Annotated in this window: 16 protein-coding genes, 6 tRNA genes, 1 rRNA gene, 1 riboswitch and 1 other annotated feature; of the genes, 4 read left to right on the forward strand and 19 right to left on the reverse strand. The window is 33.7% G+C overall.

From position 1 onward, the window contains the following. Nucleotides 1-87 precede the first annotated feature (87 nt). The 3 genes from ERK18_RS08005 to ERK18_RS08015 are packed head-to-tail and all read right to left on the reverse strand — an operon-like array spanning nt 88 to nt 2,901. Nucleotides 88-735 carry a L,D-transpeptidase gene (locus ERK18_RS08005; RefSeq protein ID WP_187155024.1) on the reverse strand — a complete coding sequence of 216 codons (648 nt, stop codon included), beginning with the start codon at nt 733-735 and terminating at the stop codon, nt 88-90. 41 nt (nt 736-776) lie between these two features. Beyond that, nucleotides 777-1,619, reverse strand: coding sequence for an NAD(P)H-hydrate dehydratase (locus tag ERK18_RS08010; protein WP_187155025.1), 843 nt, complete (start codon nt 1,617-1,619; stop codon nt 777-779). Nucleotide 1,620: 1 nt separating this feature from the next. Beyond that, on the reverse strand, nt 1,621-2,901 hold the full coding sequence (locus tag ERK18_RS08015; RefSeq protein WP_187155026.1) for a serine hydrolase: 1,281 nt from the start codon (nt 2,899-2,901) through the stop codon (nt 1,621-1,623). Between the two features lie 101 nt (nt 2,902-3,002). On the opposite strand from ERK18_RS08015, the gene ERK18_RS08020 reads away from it, so the two are divergent. From ERK18_RS08020 to ERK18_RS08030, 3 genes are all read left to right on the forward strand, one after another. After that, nucleotides 3,003-3,086, forward strand: a tRNA-Leu gene (locus tag ERK18_RS08020). 408 nt (nt 3,087-3,494) lie between these two features. Then, entirely contained in the window at nt 3,495-3,719 is a 225-nt protein-coding gene (locus tag ERK18_RS08025) for a PspC domain-containing protein (protein WP_045928355.1), read from the forward strand. A gap of 156 nt (nt 3,720-3,875) precedes the next feature. Continuing rightward, entirely contained in the window at nt 3,876-4,979 is a 1,104-nt protein-coding gene (locus tag ERK18_RS08030; RefSeq protein WP_187155027.1) for a pyridoxal phosphate-dependent aminotransferase, read from the forward strand. Between the two features lie 225 nt (nt 4,980-5,204). Here ERK18_RS08030 and ERK18_RS08035 read toward each other — a convergent pair whose 3' ends face one another. Further along, nucleotides 5,205-6,848, reverse strand: coding sequence for a putative polysaccharide biosynthesis protein (locus ERK18_RS08035; protein WP_187155028.1), 1,644 nt, complete (start codon nt 6,846-6,848; stop codon nt 5,205-5,207). Nucleotides 6,849-6,943: 95 nt separating this feature from the next. Continuing rightward, nucleotides 6,944-9,358 carry a leucine--tRNA ligase gene (leuS, locus tag ERK18_RS08040; protein WP_187155029.1) on the reverse strand — a complete coding sequence of 805 codons (2,415 nt, stop codon included), beginning with the start codon at nt 9,356-9,358 and terminating at the stop codon, nt 6,944-6,946. 39 nt (nt 9,359-9,397) lie between these two features. Beyond that, nucleotides 9,398-9,588 (reverse strand) — a binding site (T-box leader). Nucleotides 9,589-9,614: 26 nt separating this feature from the next. On the opposite strand from leuS, the gene ERK18_RS08045 reads away from it, so the two are divergent. Further along, complete coding sequence (locus ERK18_RS08045; RefSeq protein ID WP_187155030.1) at nt 9,615-10,307, forward strand: phosphatase PAP2 family protein; 693 nt, start codon at nt 9,615-9,617, stop codon at nt 10,305-10,307. A gap of 59 nt (nt 10,308-10,366) precedes the next feature. On the opposite strand, the gene ERK18_RS08050 is transcribed toward ERK18_RS08045, so the two are convergent. From ERK18_RS08050 to rrf, 14 genes are all read right to left on the reverse strand, one after another. Beyond that, nucleotides 10,367-10,855, reverse strand: coding sequence for a cupin domain-containing protein (locus ERK18_RS08050; protein ID WP_187155031.1), 489 nt, complete (start codon nt 10,853-10,855; stop codon nt 10,367-10,369). A 230-nt stretch (nt 10,856-11,085) separates the two neighbouring features. Continuing rightward, on the reverse strand, nt 11,086-11,838 hold the full coding sequence (locus ERK18_RS08055) for a tyrosine-protein phosphatase (protein WP_187155032.1): 753 nt from the start codon (nt 11,836-11,838) through the stop codon (nt 11,086-11,088). 122 nt (nt 11,839-11,960) lie between these two features. Next, entirely contained in the window at nt 11,961-13,415 is a 1,455-nt protein-coding gene (locus ERK18_RS08060) for an MDR family MFS transporter (protein WP_187155033.1), read from the reverse strand. 29 nt (nt 13,416-13,444) lie between these two features. Further along, nucleotides 13,445-14,644, reverse strand: coding sequence for a methionine adenosyltransferase (gene metK / locus ERK18_RS08065; protein ID WP_187155034.1), 1,200 nt, complete (start codon nt 14,642-14,644; stop codon nt 13,445-13,447). Beyond that, nucleotides 14,642-14,722: riboswitch (SMK box riboswitch) on the reverse strand. Its footprint overlaps the gene before it by 3 nt. Before the next feature lie 83 nt (nt 14,723-14,805). Further along, nucleotides 14,806-14,878: transfer RNA gene (locus tag ERK18_RS08070), tRNA-Val, on the reverse strand. A 4-nt stretch (nt 14,879-14,882) separates the two neighbouring features. Then, nucleotides 14,883-14,954 (reverse strand) — tRNA-Glu (locus ERK18_RS08075). A 119-nt stretch (nt 14,955-15,073) separates the two neighbouring features. Continuing rightward, nucleotides 15,074-15,146: transfer RNA gene (locus ERK18_RS08080), tRNA-Val, on the reverse strand. Nucleotides 15,147-16,137: 991 nt separating this feature from the next. Beyond that, nucleotides 16,138-17,091: a hypothetical protein gene (locus ERK18_RS08085; RefSeq protein WP_187155035.1), complete on the reverse strand. Its 954-nt coding sequence runs from the start codon at nt 17,089-17,091 to the stop codon at nt 16,138-16,140. Nucleotides 17,092-17,118: 27 nt separating this feature from the next. Further along, on the reverse strand, nt 17,119-17,736 hold the full coding sequence (locus ERK18_RS08090; protein ID WP_187155036.1) for a hypothetical protein: 618 nt from the start codon (nt 17,734-17,736) through the stop codon (nt 17,119-17,121). Between the two features lie 3 nt (nt 17,737-17,739). After that, on the reverse strand, nt 17,740-18,228 hold the full coding sequence (locus tag ERK18_RS08095) for a hypothetical protein (RefSeq protein WP_187155037.1): 489 nt from the start codon (nt 18,226-18,228) through the stop codon (nt 17,740-17,742). 597 nt (nt 18,229-18,825) lie between these two features. Further along, complete coding sequence (locus ERK18_RS08100) at nt 18,826-19,065, reverse strand: hypothetical protein (RefSeq protein ID WP_187155038.1); 240 nt, start codon at nt 19,063-19,065, stop codon at nt 18,826-18,828. A 404-nt stretch (nt 19,066-19,469) separates the two neighbouring features. Further along, nucleotides 19,470-19,559, reverse strand: a tRNA-Ser gene (locus ERK18_RS08105). 8 nt (nt 19,560-19,567) lie between these two features. After that, nucleotides 19,568-19,640 (reverse strand) — tRNA-Asn (locus ERK18_RS08110). A gap of 10 nt (nt 19,641-19,650) precedes the next feature. After that, a 5S ribosomal RNA gene (gene rrf, locus ERK18_RS08115) occupies nt 19,651-19,767 on the reverse strand. Between the last annotated feature and the right edge of the window lies 1 nt (nt 19,768).

Here is a 19,768-nt window from a genome sequence, read left to right on the forward strand (position 1 = left end):
AAGCTCGCTTTTCTAAAAAAATGCCTACTACTCCTAACCACTTTCACCAAAAGATTATAACAGGAAATGAAAGCTGAGCCAAATTTTTTAGTTATTTTTGATAATTACTTTGGTACCTACTGGAATATTTTCAGCCAACCAGCGTGAATCAGGAACGCTTAACCTGATACAGCCATGAGAGGCAGGCTTGACACCTAGCTTTTCAGCCTCTTTAATATTGTATTTGCCGTTGCCTTTCGTAGGAACGGAATGGAAAAGATAAACATTTTCTTTGTCCCAACTAGTCCAGTTATTAGCACCTTCATTTAATTCAGGATTATAAAAAGCGTCTCCACGACCATTTTTAATTTTATAATTTCCTGTTGGTGTCAATGACTTGCCTTTTTTAAACAAACCAGCACTTGCCAGCATGGTGTACACTCGTTTATTACCCCGCAAGATGTAAACTCGATTACCCTTGAGGGAGACTCTAATTGTTAAGTCATTTTCGAGATGCTTAATTTTAGGATAAGGCTTTGTCTCACTTGGCTTTTTCCAATTAAAAGGAGAACGTAAATCCTTTGGGTCCCGGTACGGTCGATAAGATGCTGCAGTTTTAATAACAGCTGTTTTCTTCGCTTCCTTAGTTGAGTTTTTAGTTTCTGGCTGAGATGGCATTGAAATTCGTGCCAGACTAATAGCACATATTAATAAAACACAAAAAGCAGTAAGAACTTTTAAAAGACTTTTCTTCATGTTATAACCTTTCTCCCAACCAAATTTTTAACGTAAAATATCTAATTAGCATATTGACTCATTAGCTGAGGCAACATTGCACTTATTTCAGTCGGTCGCACCACATAATTATTTTCAGCAATTTTATCGCCTGCTAAAGAATGAATAAAAACTGCGGCCAGAACAGAATCCAAATTATTACCAAATTGAGCTGTAAAGCCACCAATAATACCTGCTAATGTATCTCCCATTCCACCCGTGGCCATGCCAGGGTTGCCTAACGGATTTACAAAAATCTGATTAGCTTTGGTATAAATGTGAGTGTGATTTGATTTTAAAACCAAAACAGCATTTTGTGTAGGAAAAATCTTTTTCAAAGCATTTAAATTCGCACTGTCAGTCTGATATGGGATTCTAATTTGACTCAACCTTTGCCATTCCATCTGATGTGGTGTTATGACCACTAAACCGATTTGAGTTGGAATTTTCTTTGCATCCTGATCAATCATGTCCAAAGCACTTGCATCCAAAATCAATATTTGATTTTGAGAAACATTTTGACATATCGTTGACATTAATTGCCGAGTAAAAGTGCTGGATCCTAAACCTGGTCCACAAACGATAACATCCATTTTTTTCATTAAATTTACCAAATTCCGGTCATGCCAGTCAATAAACATGACCTCAGGATTACGCGCATGCAGTGCATCCAGGTTCACTGCATGGGTAGCCACAGAAATTAGTCCAGCACCACTATTAAGTGCAGCCTCGGCTGCCATGATAATTGCACCACCATAGTTTTCACTGCCACCTATTAATAAGACCCTGCCGTAATTGCCTTTGTGAGAATTACTTGGTCTTTTTTTTATTACTTTAGTCAAAATATCTTCTGTAATTACTGCCATATTAGCCTCCAAATAGCCAGCGCCAAAACCTTACAAAAATGTTTACTCTATTAGTTGATTCTAAAGCATGGGCGGGCAACAATAGGCCATTAGGACTTTGCAGTGAAATAATTTTGTTTTTGCCGGTCTTAAAGTAATAAGAGTTAATTTTTTGCCCTTTTTCTACAGGAGCTTCAACAGTTTCAGCTGTTAAACCCACCTGAAATTTAGAGCCATTTTGTGGTATCCAGATCAGTGTTTTATTTTTGATACCAATATTTATCTGTCTGGCTTGTCCATTGTGAACTGCCATATTCGTGTGACCAATAATTACTTCATTACGCTGAAAAATCAAGGGCTCGTATTTTTGATAAACGTAATTGAGCAGTTTAGCTGTTTGAATAAAACGGGCAGGATCAGTGTTGGTAACATGTTTTGCTCCCATTATTACAGTAATTATTCGCCCACCACGATGAGGTGCAGTCGCAATGAAACAAGCACCTGCAGCATCAGTAGTTCCTGTTTTCAAACCATCTATTTTTAGATTTTTATGATATTGCGGCATCGCTTTTAGCATCCAGTTAAAATTGCTCATTGGCGTTGCCATATTTTGGTCAATAAAGTCCATTTTAGCAATTTTAGTAGTCTTAAGTACTTCAGGATAATCCTGTATTAATTTCTGACCTACAATAGCCATATCCTTGGCAGACAACATGTTCTCATCATTTTTACCTGCCCCAGGATAAGCATCATTACCAACGCTTTTGTTGGGCAATCCGCAGGTTGTATAAATACGAGCATCTTTAATGCCCCATTTTTGCAGCTGCTGTCTCATTTGCTTAACGAACGCAACCTGAGAGCCACTAATTGCTTCTGCTAACATCATTGCGGCTCCGTTAGCGGATTCAATTAAGGTTGCTTGATACAATTGTCTAATCGTATACGTGTGCTTCATACGCAAGGGAACGTTTGAATACTCTCTGTTACTGGCAACGGCAAAAATTTGCCGAGTAGGCGTAACCTTAGTGTTCCAATTGATTTTTTCCTGATCAATTGCCTTTAGGGTTAAATATGCGGTTACCAGTTTTGTCATTGAAGCTATGGGCAATGGCTGATTAATATTTTTGCCATACAATAATTGTCCAGTCATACTGTCAATTGCTATAGCTGCTTTAGCATCGATAGCTACTTTATCTTGATCATAATTACCAGGCAATTTTGAAGCAGCATACACGTCAACTGGAAATGCCAGTAATAAAAAGCTGATAAAAAATAGAATGATGGCTTTTGCTTTCTTTTTCAAGTGTGATTCTCCCTTCCCTGATATTTTTTGGATTATTTTAAGTTTTATGCTTACATTTTACCAAATTTTTGGTATGATTATTACTGTGCTAAAAATAATAAGCCCCGATGGCGGAATTGGCAGACGCGCAGCGTTCAGGTCGCTGTTTAGGTAACTAAGTGAAAGTTCGAATCTTTTTCGGGGCATCACGTTAAACTAGTAAGAGCTGGTCCATTGTGGAACTAGCTCTTTTGCTTTTTCCTAAATATTTATTTAATTCCTCTTGTTCAATTATTTTACGATTTTTGTTTTCTATTTTTCCTTATTTCTAGCGTATTATTCAGAACTTGCTAATTGACAGTCACAATAGTTACTTGAAGCAACAACGATTTAACTAAAAATAAGCAAAAGATAAATGCTTATATTAGTATAAAAATTGCTATACCTGTAAATAGTATCAATGGTATTTCGCGGAGTTTCTGCTAGGCACTTTAATATTTCGCAAGTGATTTTTCAAAAACTTAGACTTGGCTACTTTTATTTTTAAAAATATGTTTTCAATTGTACTTAAATGATTTTTTTGTATTAAAATTATAGTAAAAGGAGGTATAGCCATGCAAAAACGTTTAACAAAATCCGAGGATAAGATTGTCTCCGGTGTCTTTGGCGGAGTCGCAGAATACTTTGGCTGGGATAAAGCGTGGACCAGGATTGGAGGCGGAGCCTTAATATTGTTTTCATTCTTTACAGGATTGCTTTTATATATTATTGCAGCAATTGTTATGCCTGAAAAGGATCACGGTAATGACACTCCTGACGGTGAATTTCACAAGTACTAAATTTTTAAATTTATTTGTCTTACTCAAAAATTCAAGTTTAATTCTAGTGCGATTACATGAAAATTAGACCTGAATTTATTTTTATGCAATTTGACCTTTTTCGAATTAAATAATATGATTTATACAATAATTTACTTAAAGAAAGGTTAATATATTATGAGCTTAGACGTTAATATACTCCCATCAGATTACATTGACTTATCTATTGGGGATTTTCGTTCTGGAATAAACAAAAGAATAATTGACAGACTGGTGAAACGGGTTGAAAAAGAAGGCAATGGATACACTCCGGGTATGGGCCTGCCAAAACTTAGAAAAGAAATTATTTCGTATTACAAAGAGAATTACGGTATAAAAGATATTGATGTAGCTAACATCCAAATCACAGTGTCATGCTTACATGGTGCATTTTTATCCTTAAAGTCAATCATCAAATCTCAAAGTGATGAAATTATAGTTATAGCTCCCTTTTTCCCTTCGTACTTAAATTTAATTGCAGGAGTGGGCGCAACTCCAGTAATTGTTAAATCAGAGGCTCCAGATTTTGCATTACCAAAAGACCAAATCAAAAACGCAGTAAATCGAAATACCAAGGCTATTATCATTAACTATCCTAATAACCCTACTGGTGCAACTATTTCAAAAACAGACCGTAACTTCTTGAATAAACTTTGTGAGGAAAACAATATTTTTATAGTTGATGATCATGTTTATAGTGACTATCCGAGCACCTATAAGTATCAACCAGTCTCAACTGACATTTCTCATCAAATATTAGTCAGCAGCTTTTCCAAGACTTTTGCTATCCCAGGAATACGTCTAGGCTATGTGATTGCTCCTGCCGGTATTATTGAACGGGACGGTTATTATAATGAGGGGATCACTTTCAGTGCCCCAACTATTAGTCAATTCATTGGTGAAATAATTTTAGAAGAACCAGAGAAATATACCTATCACATTGAAGAAATTGGACAAAGAGGTAAAAAACTGACTAAGCTGCTTTCTGCAAGTAAATATTTTGCTTCCTCAAAGTATCTGGGAGGCTTATATATATTTATTAAAATCCCTGATGAAATCCAAGATGTTGATTTGTACTATAAGCTATTAGAAGACCACTTTCATGTAATTGTCGCCAAAGGTAGTGATTTCGAGTATTCTGACAGATACTTTAGAATTTCTTTATCTACCGAAAAAGATGCTTTGTTTAAAGGTATGCAAAAGATTATTGACTGTGTAGACTATACTTTGAATTATAAATAATTGCATGCTTAAAAAGTAGGTCAATAAAATAAATATTACATTTCGGTTTAAATTAATAAACTCTTTGCTTACCGAGTTTTAATTCAGTTAGCAAAGAGTTTTTCATTTAATTTTAAAAAGCTAATATAAGTCGATTAACAAAGTAGTTCTAAATATATTTAGCTCAAAGCAAAAAACTTGATGCCGTTTTTATTACGGTACCAAGTTTTAATATTAGCTTCACACTTATGCATGAATATGCAGTTTTTCTAAGATAGGAATAATTTTATCGCCTAGTATCTTCTGTGCCAGGTCAGATTTGATAGCCGCAAAGCCATAAAACAAGCAACCCACAACTACCGCGACAAAAACAATGACAAGTGACTGTAAACTACTTGCAGGATTCAAAAACAGTTCAAGACCTTTTTCCGCAGCCAAAACCAGCAAAAACATGATCACGGAAAAAGCAGTAATTCCGATAAAACGCCTTCTTGTCCGATTTTCATTGAAATTATAGCCAACCTTAAGATGTTTTAAGGCCATAAAGATAATAACTAGCATTCCCAAATTAGTGGCAATCAATGGTCCAAATACTTTAAACAAGTATATCATTGGATATTGCATCAAAATTTTTATAATCAAGCCTAATACTAAATACTTTATGGCAAGACCATTTTCGGATAATCCCTGTAAAATTGCCATCAATACAGTGAATAAACCTAAACTAATTGCCGTAAATGATGAAAGATATAATACGTTTGAACCTAATTTATCATAACCATAGAAAATGGTATAAACTGGTGTAGAAATTGCTGCCATACCAAAAGAGGCTGGAATCATGACAAATAGAAACAGATCTAAAGTATTACCTATTTGATCAGAAATACCTTTAAAGTCATGCTTGGTATGGGCTGATGATAACAAAGGAATCGCTGTTACAGCCATCGCGCTGGCAAGAGAAACAATAATCATAATCAGCTTATTAGCATTGAGAGCAAATAACGCATACCAAGTCTCAATTGTATTATTAGAGGCATTAATTAAATTACCAATCATAGGATGAAAGGTATATTGATCCACCAGATAAAAAAGCTGGATACCGGCATCAATAATAATAAACGGAATTGCCTGAGCAATAATTTCTGCAAAAAGAGCAGAGGTTGAAACTTGAATTTCATTATTAGAATTTTCAACTAATTTATTAAGCTTATTACGTCTTGAAAGCAAAAACCAGGCTAGAATGGCAATCCCAAAAACTGCTCCGATAGCTGCAGCTAAATTTGACTGCACAACTGCATCAACAAAGTTACCGTGCTGCACCTGCATAATTATATAAGCAGTTAACAACATCCAAATAACTCTTGCCAATTGCTCTACAAACTGAGACATGGCCGATGGCATCATGTCCTCATAGCCCTGAAAATATCCTCTCATAATGCTTAAAACAGGGATAATCAGGATAGCATATGACAGACTACGCATGACTTTTACCTGTCTGGGATCAATTTGCGAACCATTAGATGCCAAAAAAGGCGAAGCAAAGTACATTATTGCAGCTGAAATGATACCCAAAATTACCATTAAAATCAGACCACGATGAAAAAGTTTACGTCCTACACCGTACTCATTAAGCGCATTATATTTTGCCACCTGTTTCGCGACAGCGCCAGGAATTCCTGCTGTAGATATTAAAATAAAAATACTATAGATATTATAACTTCTAGCAGTTAATGCATTGGCAATATTGCCGTAAGGTGACATCCAATAAAACCATGGAATAATATAGAGTGCCCCTAAAATACGTGAAGTAATAGAGCCAAAAGTCATCCATGCACTGCCCTTAATGAAGGTATTTTGTGTATTTTCTTCAGATAAATTATTTTCTCTCATTAATATTCCCTAAATCTAGTTTACTAACTATATTATTGTGAATGAAAAAAGGCAATTAACAACAAATATACTTTGCACTTTAGGAAAAATTAACTTTATTTGGCTACAATATTAACAATCTTATTTGGTACGACGATGACCTTCTTAATATCTTTGCCTTTTAAAAATTTTTGTACATGAGGTAAAGCCAAGGCTTGCTTTTGAATTTCAGCTTTATCTAAATCAACAGCTGCTGTGAAATTTCCGCGCAGTTTGCCATTAACTTGTACCATAATTTCAACTGTTGACACAACTAATTTATCCGGATCATAGGTTGGCCATTTGGCAAAGGTCACAGATTCATTATGACCAAATATCTGCCAGACTTCTTCCATCATGTGTGGAGCAATCGGCGCTAAAAGCGTGATAAAACCTTCCGCATATTTCCTTGGAATAGTTTTAGCTTTCTGTGCGGCATTAACAAAGACCATTAATTGAGAAATCGCGGTATTAAAGTGTAAATCATCAAAATCTTCCGTTACCTTTTTAACAGTTTCATTATAAACTTTATCTAAAGTACCATCGTTGTCCTCCACGATATTTTCTTGAGGAATAGCTTTAAGATCTAAATCGTTGACAAATAAGCGCCAAACCCTATCCAAGAACTTCTTGGTTGAAGCGGGACCATTATCATCCCAGTCAATAGAAGCATCAAGAGGTCCCATGAACATTTCGTACATTCTCAGACTGTCTGCACCATACTCATCGATCACGTCATCCGGGTTAACTACATTGCCTTTTGACTTAGACATTTTATCATGGTCTTTCAGAATTAATCCCTGGTTGAATAATCTTTGGAATGGCTCTTCATTTGGAACAACTCCCAAATCATATAAAACCATATTCCAAAATCTAGCATAAAGCAGGTGACGCACAGCATGCTCTGCACCACCGATATAAAGATCAACCGGCATCCACTTTTTCAGCAATTCGTAATCGGCTAATTTATTATCATTGTGCGGATCAACAAAACGCAGGAAGTACCATGAAGAACCAGCCCAATTAGGCATAGTATTAGTTTCACGTTTACCCTTACGGCCGTTTTTATCAACTACATTAACCCAGTCTTTTAAGTTTACTAAGGGGCTTTCTGGTGTGCCTGACGGCTTAATATCGGTTGCGTGTGGCAAAACTAACGGCAATTCATCTTCAGGAACTAAAGTAGTTTCCCCATCTTCCCAATGAATTACTGGAATTGGCTCACCCCAATAGCGCTGACGACTAAATTCCCAGTCGCGTAATTTGTAATTGACCTTTTTTTCTCCAGCCTGGTGTTCAGTAAGCCAGGCAACAATTTTCTCTTTAGCATCTGCAATATTAAGGCCGTTTAGAAACTCTGATTCAATGTGTGGACCATCACCGGTAAATGCTTCCTGAGCAATATCTCCACCTTTAATAACAGCCTTAATAGGCAAATTGAATTTCCGAGCGAACTCATAATCACGTGTATCGTGGGCAGGAACTGCCATGACCGCACCAGTACCATAACTGCCAAGTACATAGTCAGCAATCCAGATAGGAATTTCTTCATTATTCACAGGATTAATTGCATATGCACCAGTAAAAACGCCAGTCTTAGTTTTATTTAAATCTGTTCTTTCAAGGTCGGACTTAGATTCAATTTGTTTAATATAGGCATTGACTTCATCTTTATGACCATCAGTCATTATTTTCTGGACTAATTTATTTTCAGGCGCTAAAACAGCATAGGTTGCGCCAAACAAAGTATCTGGACGGGTACTAAAAACATCAAAAGTCTCATTAGAGTTTCTTACTTTAAAAGTAATTTGGGCACCTACTGAACGACCAATCCAGTTACGTTGCATTTCCTTAATGTTTTCTGGCCAGTCAAGATTATCCAGGCCTGCAAGAAGACGGTCAGCATATTTGGTAATTCTTAACATCCATTGCTTCATGTTACGACGATATATTGGGTAACCACCACGTTCAGTCTTACCATCAACAATATCTTCGTTAGCAACAACTGTACCTAAATCTGGTGACCAGTTAACCGGTGCTTCTGCCTCATAAGCCAAGCCATTTTTATACATTTGCTCAAAAGTCCATTGCGTCCACTTGTAATATTTTGGATCACAAGTTGCCAATTCTCTGTTCCAGTCGTATGAGAATCCTAGAGTATTGAGCTGTCTTTTAAAATTAGCAATATTTTCAGTAGTAACAACTGCCGGATCTTGTCCCGTTTGAAGAGCATATTGTTCAGTAGGAAGACCAAAAGCATCCCAACCCATTGGGTGAAGGACGTTATAGCCTTGACTGCGCTTCATTCGTGCGACAATATCGGTTGCTGTGTAACCTTCTGGGTGTCCTACATGCAGTCCTTTACCGGATGGAAAAGGAAACATATCTAAAACATAATAATTTTTCTTTTTCGGGTCATTACCGGTTTTAAATGTTTGATTTTTTTCCCAGTAATCCTGCCATTTTTTTTCGACAACTTTGTGATTGTACATATTTTTTACCTCATAAAAAAAGTCCTATGAAATATTTTTTCATAGGACGAATAATCGCGGTACCACCTAAGTTCCGCACCAAAAGTGCGACACTCATGCCCCTTAACGCGGATAGCAAACGTTAGATTTGTTCCAGGCTCAGTTCACAACCTATTTTTCAAGTCTTGCACCTTCCGACTCTTCTCTATAGAAAAACAAAATTGCTACTAGTTCCTGATCTTTATTTTTTGACCAATAATGATTATAATTTACCACAATGAATAAAAAAAACAAGGGGAGAAAGTTTTTGAACAAAACAATTCAGACAAAAAGAGACACAATAGTACCTGCTACAATCTTTTTGATTGCTTATGCAGCGTGGGCAATTTTAGTTGCTTCCGAAAACCAGTTTATCCAAAAATTTGATCAAACTGTCATAAATATTATTTGCAATAACAATCCTGCCACAATCAAGTTTGCAACTACATTTACTAATTTAGGTAATACTAACGTAATTATGCTCGAAACGATCATCTTGGTAATTGTTTTGGCGTTTTGCAGAAAATTTGCTTATGCATTTTTTACTGCTGGAACAATGATTGTGGCTAACGGATACAACTGGATCATCAAACACGCAATAGCTCGTCACAGACCGCTTACCCAACACCTTGTGGCAGCTCACGGTTATAGTTTTCCATCAGGACATTCAGTTGGCAGTGCCACATTATTTGGGATTTTGATTGTTTTAACAATTTTATTAATTAAAAATAAAGCTATAAAAACTGTATTGTGCATCATTTGGGCCTGTTTTCCAATACTAATTGGTTATACAAGGATTTTCAACCACGTTCACTACCCTTCTGATGTGGTTGGTGGTTTTTTAGAAGGAATTGCATTTCTTTTGATTGGTTATTCTTTCTTATACCACTATTATTTAGAAAATCAAAGAGCACAAAAAAATATTTATTAAGTAAAAAGGATTCATTGCTTTGAAAATAAGCTTGAATCCTTTTTTATGTCAAAATTACTCTAATCTAGTGCTAGTCGTTCAATGATGCTTTTATATGCAGGGTACTGTTTTAATAAATCTGCCTTTTTAAGCATCTCAAAGTCATGGTAATCAAATCCTGGTGAAACAACACAACTTACTAAACAAAAACTATTTGGTTTAGTAACTTCTGATGCAAAAATGGTGTGTTTGGGAACTTTGAATTGCATACATTCTCCAGCCGAAACATTTTTGCCTAACTTAACAGCAGTATATTTACCATCTGGAAAAATACAATGAATAGTAATTGTTTCTCCATCGTGGTAATACCACATTTCATCATGGTTCAGTCGGTGAAAGTGAGAACAGCTGGTATCATCAAGCAAAAAGTAAATGGAAGTGTAATAAAAACGATTTCCTTTGCTATCCTTATCATAAAATTCTTCGTCACTAGTATAAACTTGTCTAAACCAGCCGCCTTCTTGGTGAGGTTCAAGATTTAAACTTTTGATATAGTCGTTTCTTTGCATTTTTTCTCCTTAATAAATTTTGAATAATTAAATTCCTTTAATATAAATTTAGCTCACTTTGTCTCTATTGTCAGCTGAATTTTTTGTAGGCAAACAACATCTACCAAAACTAATATTACACATACCTTATATTGGTATGACACTATTATTCAAAATCAGTTGTGAAGGAAGTCAAAAACTAAAAATGATATGATTCCAGAATTCAAGAAACATATCATTTTCTTATTTAATTAATTTTGAACTAAATAAATTTGTCTCATTTTGCTCTTAAAATCACTCGGTAAATTCAGTCCTTTAATCAAATAATTATCAAAATCGCCATAATTTTGCTTAATGGCAGAAAAATACCGTTCCAAATATGACTTTTGAACCGTTAAAGCTATAGCAACATCTTTTAATTGTGAACTAGTTAATTGATCTCTTAAGTAGTCCAAAATTTCTTGATTTTCCTGCTTGCGGGCCGAAATAGTTTTTAGATAATCGGCAAAGATTTGATCGTCACTTACTCCCAGGCTTTTCAAAATTAAAGCTGCTGCCACTCCTGTGCGATCTTTACCCGCAAAGCAATGAAATGCTGTCGGAACAGGATCATCTATGAGCGCCATTAAAAATTGGTGATAGCCATTTTGAGCAGATTTTTGTAAAGCCAGTTCTTCATAGGTGGTAAGCATATCTTCTTCAGCCTGATTATTACCGGAAACAATTTCATCAACACTGGCTTGATTAACTTGCGCATCTTTTAACACATCAATTACAACGTAATCTAATCCGGACCACAAATAATCTGGAAATTGTTTTCTTTCTTCCTCACCCCTAAAATCAAAAACCCTCTTAATTTGATATTTATTTTGGACTTGTTCTTTTTGATAAGACGTCAAATTATACAATTGTCCACATCGAAATAGTAGTCCATCTTTTACTTTTCTTCCTGCAAATCCAGTGTAACCACCTAAGGAACGCCAATTAGTAATTTCCCTTGTCATTTTTAATACCCCAGTTACCTATTAAATTTAATATTAACAATTATAATTTTTTAGAAAAAATATTTCTACTAATAAAAAACCTGCTGGTAAATAAACCAGCAGGTCTGTTATAAATCTAACTACTAATTAGCTTTCTCTTTGCTTTTATAAATACAATTAAAAATAACAGATATTATTATAGCAGCAAGCGAAACGAAGTAAACTCCTTTTAAAGCACTAAACAGTACTTGTCTTAATTGCGGAATTAAGTTTGCAGATAATTCTTGAGCTTTAGCTGATGAAACTATTTTGTTCATCATGCCTGATGTTAAATTCGGATGTTTAGCAAGTTGATGTGCCACCACAGTATTAAAAGTAATACCAAAAATGGAAACCATCATAGTCTGACCCAAATACCTCATTAAAGTGTTAAAGGAAGTAGCAACACCAATATTTTCTTTAGAAACCAAAACCTGAGATCTAACTTGTGAAGCAGTTAAAACACCACCAAACGAAAACCCATTAAGCGTTGCTATTACACAAAATACCCAAAACGGAGTATGGATTGGAACAAGCAGTAACATACAATCAGCCACTAGAAGAACTGTCAGCAACCCAAAGAAGGTTTTTCTTACGCCCCAGCGGCTTAGCATGCCTCCGATCAAGAATGAACCTACGACCCACATAACAGAGCTTGGAGTTACGGCAAAACCTGCAATAGTAGCAGAAGTTCCGTTAATGCCCTGCATCCAGGTTGGAATATAAAACTCAAAGCCAATAACTACTCCAGCGACGAACAGGGTAATCATATTAACAGCCAAGAACTCTCTGCCTTTGAGCATTGACAGCGGCATTATCGGATCATCGGCGCGCTTTTCTTCGTGATAGAAAATTACCGCACTAACAATGATTAAAGCAACCAAAGCGGCTAAAATAAGCGGTTTAATGGTTCCAAGATCTTGTAAAGTAAACATTAAGGTTAAAAGCAAAACAACTAGCCAAAATGTTCCTTTAACGTCAAGCTTAGTCTTTTTCTTATTCTTGGGTTCCTTAAGGAAAAAGATGATCAGCAAAAGAGCAATAATCCCAATTGGCACATTAATGTAGAAAACCCAGTGCCAAGAAAGATTTTGGACAATAAAGCCGCCGAGTAATGGAGCAATGACTGAAGCTACGCCCCAAAAACCAGAGTTGAGACCCAGCATTTTTGTTCTTTTTTCCAAGCTGTATAAGTCTGCAATTATGGTCATAGCAACCGGTTGAACAGCTCCAGAACCTAGTCCTTGGATAACACGGAATAAAATTAATTCAACCATGTTTTGCGCCTGACCACAAAGTGCAGACCCAATAACAAAAAGCGCTATTCCAAATAGAAAAATTGGTTTACGACCAAAGCTGTCTGCTAATTTACCATATAAAGGAGTCGATACAGCAGTCATAAACAAAAATATTGAAACAACCCAATTCATAATTTCTAATCCATTCAGATCGGAAACAATTGTCGGCATTGCAGTAGAAACGATTGTACCTTCAATGGCGGTCATAAATGTCGTCATAAAAATTGCAATCATTACTACTCGTACATTTGTCTTTTTCAAAATTACAACTCCTTTATTAATGAAAAGCTTTACTTATTTTCGTTAACAAAATTCAAAAGATCTTGAACTTTATCAGTTTTCTCCCAAGGTAAATCAATATCTGTTCTGCCAAAGTGACCGTATGCTGCTGTTTGCTCATAAATTGGCCGCCTTAAATTAAGCATTTTTATTATTCCAGCTGGGCGCAAGTCAAAGACCTTACGTACTGCTTTTGTTAAAAGGTCATCACTTACTTTACCAGTTCCGGCTGTATCAACCATAACTGAAACGGGATGAGCAACACCAATTGCGTAAGCTAATTGAACTTCACAGCGATCAGCCAAACCTGCAGCAACAATATTTTTAGCCACATATCTGGCAGCATAACTGGCACTACGGTCAACCTTTGTCGGATCCTTTCCAGAAAAAGCGCCACCACCGTGGCGAGCATAACCACCGTAAGTATCAACAATAATTTTACGTCCAGTCAATCCTGAATCACCTTTAGGTCCACCAATAACAAAGCGACCTGATGGGTTAATTAGAAACTTGGTCTTTTCATCAAGGTATTTAGTAGGTATTACCTTTTTAATTGCCAAATCAATCATAGCCTGGCGAATTTCCTCATTTGAAACCTTATCATCGGTCTGTGTTGAAATAACAACGGTATCTACACGTGTTGGTTTTTGTTTTTCATCATATTCAACAGTCACTTCTGCCTTAGCATCAGGTCTAAGCCAAGTTAAAGTACCGTCTTTACGTAGCTTGGCAACCTGTCTCATCAAGCGATGAGCAAGCGAAATAGGCAAAGGCATTAATTCAGGCGTTTCATTGATTGCAAAACCAAACATTAAGCCTTGATCTCCAGCTCCAATTTGATCAAGCTGATCTTCGTCAGATTGATTTTCACGCGTTTCAAGAGAATGATCAACGCCTTGAGCAATATCAGGTGATTGTTCATCAATATCAATTAAGACAGCGCAATTATTGCCATCAAAACCAAGTTCTGGTTTATCATAGCCAATTCTCAAAACTGTCTTGCGAACAATTCCTTGAATATCAACATAAGCACTAGTTGATATTTCACCAAAGACATAGACAATACCAGTATTGACAATGGTCTCACAAGCTACATGAGCTTGAGGGTCTTTGGCAATAATAGCATCCAAAATTGCATCAGAAATCTGATCAGCAATTTTGTCTGGATGACCTTCAGAAACAGATTCTGAAGTAAACAAACGTTTTTCCATATTAGTCCCCCTATAGACAATAGCTATTCGGTTACAAGGCATCTCCATTTAAGGATCCTCTCAGGACTTGAACCGATTTTTTTAAAAATTTTCGTTCCATGTTCTTATATATTATATTGATAATAAAAAAAGCTACCGCATGTTCGGTAGCCATAGAACGATGGAGGATACAGGGCTCGAACCTGTGACCTCCTGCTTGTAAGGCAGATGCTCTCCCAGCTGAGCTAATCCTCCAAAGTGACCCGTACGGGATTTGAACCCATGTTACCGCCGTGAAAGGGCGATGTCTTAACCACTTGACCAACGGGTCATTATTCTGAATCAAAGCACATTCAATAGTATACCTATTTTGAAAGAAAATGCAAGGATTCAATTTATTAAATCAATAAATAATGGCGGCGCGAACTTCCCTTCACACCACCATCATTATGGAGGATACAGGGCTCGAACCTGTGACCTCCTGCTTGTAAGGCAGATGCTCTCCCAGCTGAGCTAATCCTCCATTTTGTTGTCATCTCTCGACCACTCTTAATAATTTAGCATAAGTTTCTATTTATGTCTACATTTTTTTGGAAAATTCTATATTAATTCCAATAGATATAGAACTTTAAAGTAACCCTCTAATTTTTATAAAATTTTAAACCTGCCATTTTTACAACTAAAATATAACTTAAATTTGTATTTTCAAAAATAAAAGTGTAGAAAATAATAATTTTATTTTTCTGTTTCCTTTATCATTTTGTAACAAGAAAAATAATTAGATTTAAAGACAAAAATTTTTAAATGTAAAAGATTTTATACAATAATTATTATCAAAAGCTCAGCGACAAGACAATGATGTTAACGAAAATAAAAGATAGAAAAATTTTCCTTTTGAAAACAAGAATTACAATAAATATGTTTAAAAATGAACAAATCATAAATAATAATAATATATTTAAGGTAGAAATTAATTTTTCTAATACTTCTTTATTAGATAACTCAAATTTAAAATTAATAGTAAACTTATATCAATAGAGATATTATCACTTTATAATTTCAAACTAGATTAGAAAACAAAAGCAAAATTTCTATATAAAATAAAGAGTTAAGTTAACAGTAAATTTTTAAAAAATATGGAGATTTCTGAAAATGAAATCCATTAACTGGGGACTATATTTAGCTCTATATGTTAAAAAAGCAGAATTTACTAGAAAAATTTTTGCAACTCAATAAGTATACTGGCTCTACACATAATTCAAAATTTATACACAGTGAACCTTGTGATGCAAAAGAAACAACTAAGTCGTATAATAAAAAATCGGTTTTATCTGATTTGATAATTTTGCATGAAAAGTAATACTATATTTAGTACTCAAATTATAATGCTATCTGATTTTGTCACTGATAATACAGATAAAGACTAATACAATCTTACAGTTACACTTTACAAACGAAAATTTATATAAAATTATTTTTATTACATATATTTTCCTAAAAGGACAAAAAATTTATTATTGAGTAAGTTTCGTAATTTTATTTTTTATTTTTTTCTGTAAATTAGTGGCAACTTTTTCCAAAAAATTTTTATGAATTTCTAAATTCCAATTTTTCTCTTCGATTTCCTTTGAATATACATTAATAATATTGGGCAATATAATCAGATAACAAAGTAAGTAAATTTCAGATTCAATAACTAAATCTCTGTCTTCTTTGTCAAGATGAATATTGTCATCTTCAAAAGAACCAGAATAACTTTTAACATTAGTGCCTATGATATTTTTCGAGAAAGTTAGTTCAATATTTTCATGATCCTCATATGCCAAACTAAACTTAATTTGTCTCATATTATTACTTTCAAGCAAAAATGATAGCGTACTTAAAATATTCATAATCGTTTCACCATTTGCTGATACTATGTTAGTGGCATCTTCAGTTTGTCCTCTGAATTCTGTTAAATTATCTATTTTTAAAATTTTCTTTTTTTCTTTTAACTTTATTTTATTCTCTTTGCAGTAGATGCGCTTTATCAGCCAAATAAACATATCACTTTTTAAAACTGGTTGTTCTTTACTAATTTCACCTTTTTCAGAATAATTTAATAAAACTCTTAAAATTTTTAATGCATCGGAATTACGATTAATTATATAGTTTACAATTGATTTACTATCATTAATGTCGGTGTACACGACAACATAACCCGATTTTTTTATTGTTCTCTCTTCGACTGGCAAGGGATTTTGAGAATTATCTTTATTAATCTGATTATAGTTATATCTTATTATATTAAATTCTATTTTTTTATTTTCTATTTTTATTATTTTATTTTTTTTTAAGAGGAGACGTGTCTCTATATCTTTAAATAACATGCGTTTTGAATCATAACTATGTTTAGTATTAGTAATTGTATTTATAATATCTTCAATATTCCTACACTCGTTATCATTCCATCTAGTTACAGAAACCATTTAACCACTCTCCAAAAATTTTAAATACTAATTTACTTTTATTACTAATTTATTTTTACTATTCAAAGTTAACATAAAATCCTTATTTTTTAAAAAGCTTTTTACGGTTGAACTGGCATTATAGTGACCAGATTGAATTACTGCAAGCTCAATTGTAGTAATAAAATCTTGATCAGCATTTTGGTTAGCAATTTCCTTTAAGTTAATAGTCAAACAATTATTTTTAATTTCCCCACAAAAAATTTTTTTTTCTTTTTGTTGCACAGAAACATAATTTGGAAATATAAAATTTAAAGTAGTATTTTTTTTAGAGTTTATATTTCCACTTACCATAATTTGAATCTTGAGTCTTTCATATACTGAACCGCTTATATTCAAAGTACATATGTCTGAAAATAATTCTCTATTCCTTGTATTATAATAAATTACATTTATTTCTTTTCGTCTTTTCTTTAATTTATTTTCTACTTTAGCCAACACTAATGATAAAATAGCTGTGTATATTGTAATATCTACTGTATAATAAGAACTAGTTTTAAAAATTGGAATCATATGAGCTAGTGGCAGCAAGTATTGTAGATAATTACTAATTAACAATATAATTACAGGTTTAATATCTTTATATATTCTTATAGCAATTTCCATAATTTAATAATAAACCTTACTATCTGATACTATATCTAATATCTTTTGAGAATATTTATCAAAATTAGATTTATCAATAAAAAAGATTCCGTTAGCTTGTATTTTAATTTGTGTGCTTTTATGTTCGTACCTTTTTTTTAGATGAATCTTTAATATGTCAATCGATTGTTCATAGGATAGAAGCAGCAACTTGTGTAACAAAAAGATAAAATTCTCTTCATTGTTTATATTATTAACTAAGTTCTGAATTTCATTATCCAGTGTATCATCATCGTTCATAAACTCAACTCGTTCTAAGCAAAACTTGTATTTATCAACTAACGAAAAAATCAATATAATCATTATATTTGAAGTAATAATGACCTGATTTAGTTGACGTTTATTATATTGTTCTGCAATAAAATTAAAATAGTCATCAGTATCTGGATTATAATTTACAAAAGTTAGTTTATTTGAAGTATCTTTGAAAATTTTAGCCTCTTTCAATTTCAAATTCATCACCACAATTCAATCTTATATATGTTAAAAATTTTGCTTTCACTTCAATGATTCTAAAATAATATATAGCTTAAATTAATTTTACACGAAATAATTTATTTAATAAATAAATTTAGTAATAATATTTTTATCAAAATATGAGAATAACAAACTTTTCAACTGATTACTCCTTTTTTAAATGAAAGTATGATTGATAGAAAAGCTAATCTGGAAAATCGAACCTAGGATATCGGCACTTTTATTTTTTCTGACTTTATGGATGAAGAAAAGAATTATTCAACAAGAATAACTTCTTTCAATAATCAATAGCTCACACAACCACATACTTAATGACATTAGGCTAATCATTCATTCTACTATACTCTTGGCAATAACTGTTTAAATTTTAAACTTAGAAGTAAATTTTTTTATAAGGGAAATATTGAAATTTTTTGAATGTAAATCGTGACAGGAATATAACATAAAATATAATCTTTTATTATAAAATCTTACATTATTTTTAATACCTTATTGTTAGTGCATAGATCGAGTTGCATACTGCTAAAAGTTTTAGTCCATAAAAAATAAGTTATACACAGTTGAATCTGATAATTAAATTTCGATGAAAAAGGCAACCATCTTGTGAGCACAGGTAAAATCAGTCGACCTTACGATAGTGACCATGATAGTACTAATTATAAAAAGGTAAACACAATTTTGTGCTATGTTATCAGTATCGTTGTCATTAGTTAAGCTTTCATTTTCACGATTAGACTGGTAACTAGTATCCTCATTATTAATGTATTCAGTGTCACTAAAAAAATCGGATGCACCATATCCTAAACCAGTCAACAATACAAGTGCCCAACTTCTTTTTTAAAGGTTTCTTAGTTGAACTGGTTTTTAAGTTTATGGTCACGTACAGCATATAGAAGATAGAACCGAAAAAGCAAAGGTCTAATATTAATGTTAAAAATATCATTATTCACCACCAAATTATGATTACATATTTATTTTACAAAAAAAGATTAAAAGGGCAATGCTGTAACAGAAGACAAATTTTAATAATCATTGCAATATAAGTCAGTCTTAGTAAAATGCTAGAAATAACCATCGTCTATTAAAAAATAATGTCCTTAATGGATATAATTAAAACTCAAAAATAAGGTTATTAAATAGTTAAAAATTAAGCGAAATTTCTGGCAAACTTAAACACGTAAAAGCCCATAACATCAACTGTTATGGGCTTTTATTTACGGAGTGTGAGAGATTTGAACTCTCGATACAGGATTAACCCATATACATGATTTCCAATCATGCTCCTTAAGCCACTCGGACAACACTCCAATTTAAACTCCGGCTGTCAGACTCGAACTGACGACATCTTGATTAACAGTCAAGCGCTCTACCAACTGAGCTAAGCCGGAATGCTAAAAAGCACGGCAGCGTCCTACCCTCGCAGGCAGTCTCCCACCAACTACTCTCGGCGTGAAGAAGCTTAACTGCTGTGTTCGGCATGGTTACAGGTGTTTCCTTCTTGCTCTTGCCACCGTAC

Origin of the sequence: Lactobacillus kimbladii (genome assembly GCF_014323605.1) — a bacterium.
GTDB classification, from domain to species: domain Bacteria; phylum Bacillota; class Bacilli; order Lactobacillales; family Lactobacillaceae; genus Lactobacillus; species Lactobacillus kimbladii_B.

Coding starts and splice junctions, on each gene's coding strand:
- metK (WP_187155034.1), bottom strand. CDS start 14,644: ATGGAAAAACGTTTGTTTACTTCAGAATCTGTTTCTGAAGGTCATCCA.
- ERK18_RS08035 (WP_187155028.1), bottom strand. CDS start 6,848: ATGAGAGAAAATAATTTATCTGAAGAAAATACACAAAATACCTTCATT.
- ERK18_RS08005 (WP_187155024.1), bottom strand. CDS start 735: ATGAAGAAAAGTCTTTTAAAAGTTCTTACTGCTTTTTGTGTTTTATTA.
- leuS (WP_187155029.1), bottom strand. CDS start 9,358: ATGTACAATCACAAAGTTGTCGAAAAAAAATGGCAGGATTACTGGGAA.
- ERK18_RS08090 (WP_187155036.1), bottom strand. CDS start 17,736: ATGGAAATTGCTATAAGAATATATAAAGATATTAAACCTGTAATTATA.
- ERK18_RS08050 (WP_187155031.1), bottom strand. CDS start 10,855: ATGCAAAGAAACGACTATATCAAAAGTTTAAATCTTGAACCTCACCAA.
- ERK18_RS08025 (WP_045928355.1), top strand. CDS start 3,495: ATGCAAAAACGTTTAACAAAATCCGAGGATAAGATTGTCTCCGGTGTC.
- ERK18_RS08030 (WP_187155027.1), top strand. CDS start 3,876: ATGAGCTTAGACGTTAATATACTCCCATCAGATTACATTGACTTATCT.
- ERK18_RS08055 (WP_187155032.1), bottom strand. CDS start 11,838: ATGACAAGGGAAATTACTAATTGGCGTTCCTTAGGTGGTTACACTGGA.
- ERK18_RS08045 (WP_187155030.1), top strand. CDS start 9,615: ATGAATAAAAAAAACAAGGGGAGAAAGTTTTTGAACAAAACAATTCAG.
- ERK18_RS08085 (WP_187155035.1), bottom strand. CDS start 17,091: ATGGTTTCTGTAACTAGATGGAATGATAACGAGTGTAGGAATATTGAA.
- ERK18_RS08010 (WP_187155025.1), bottom strand. CDS start 1,619: ATGGCAGTAATTACAGAAGATATTTTGACTAAAGTAATAAAAAAAAGA.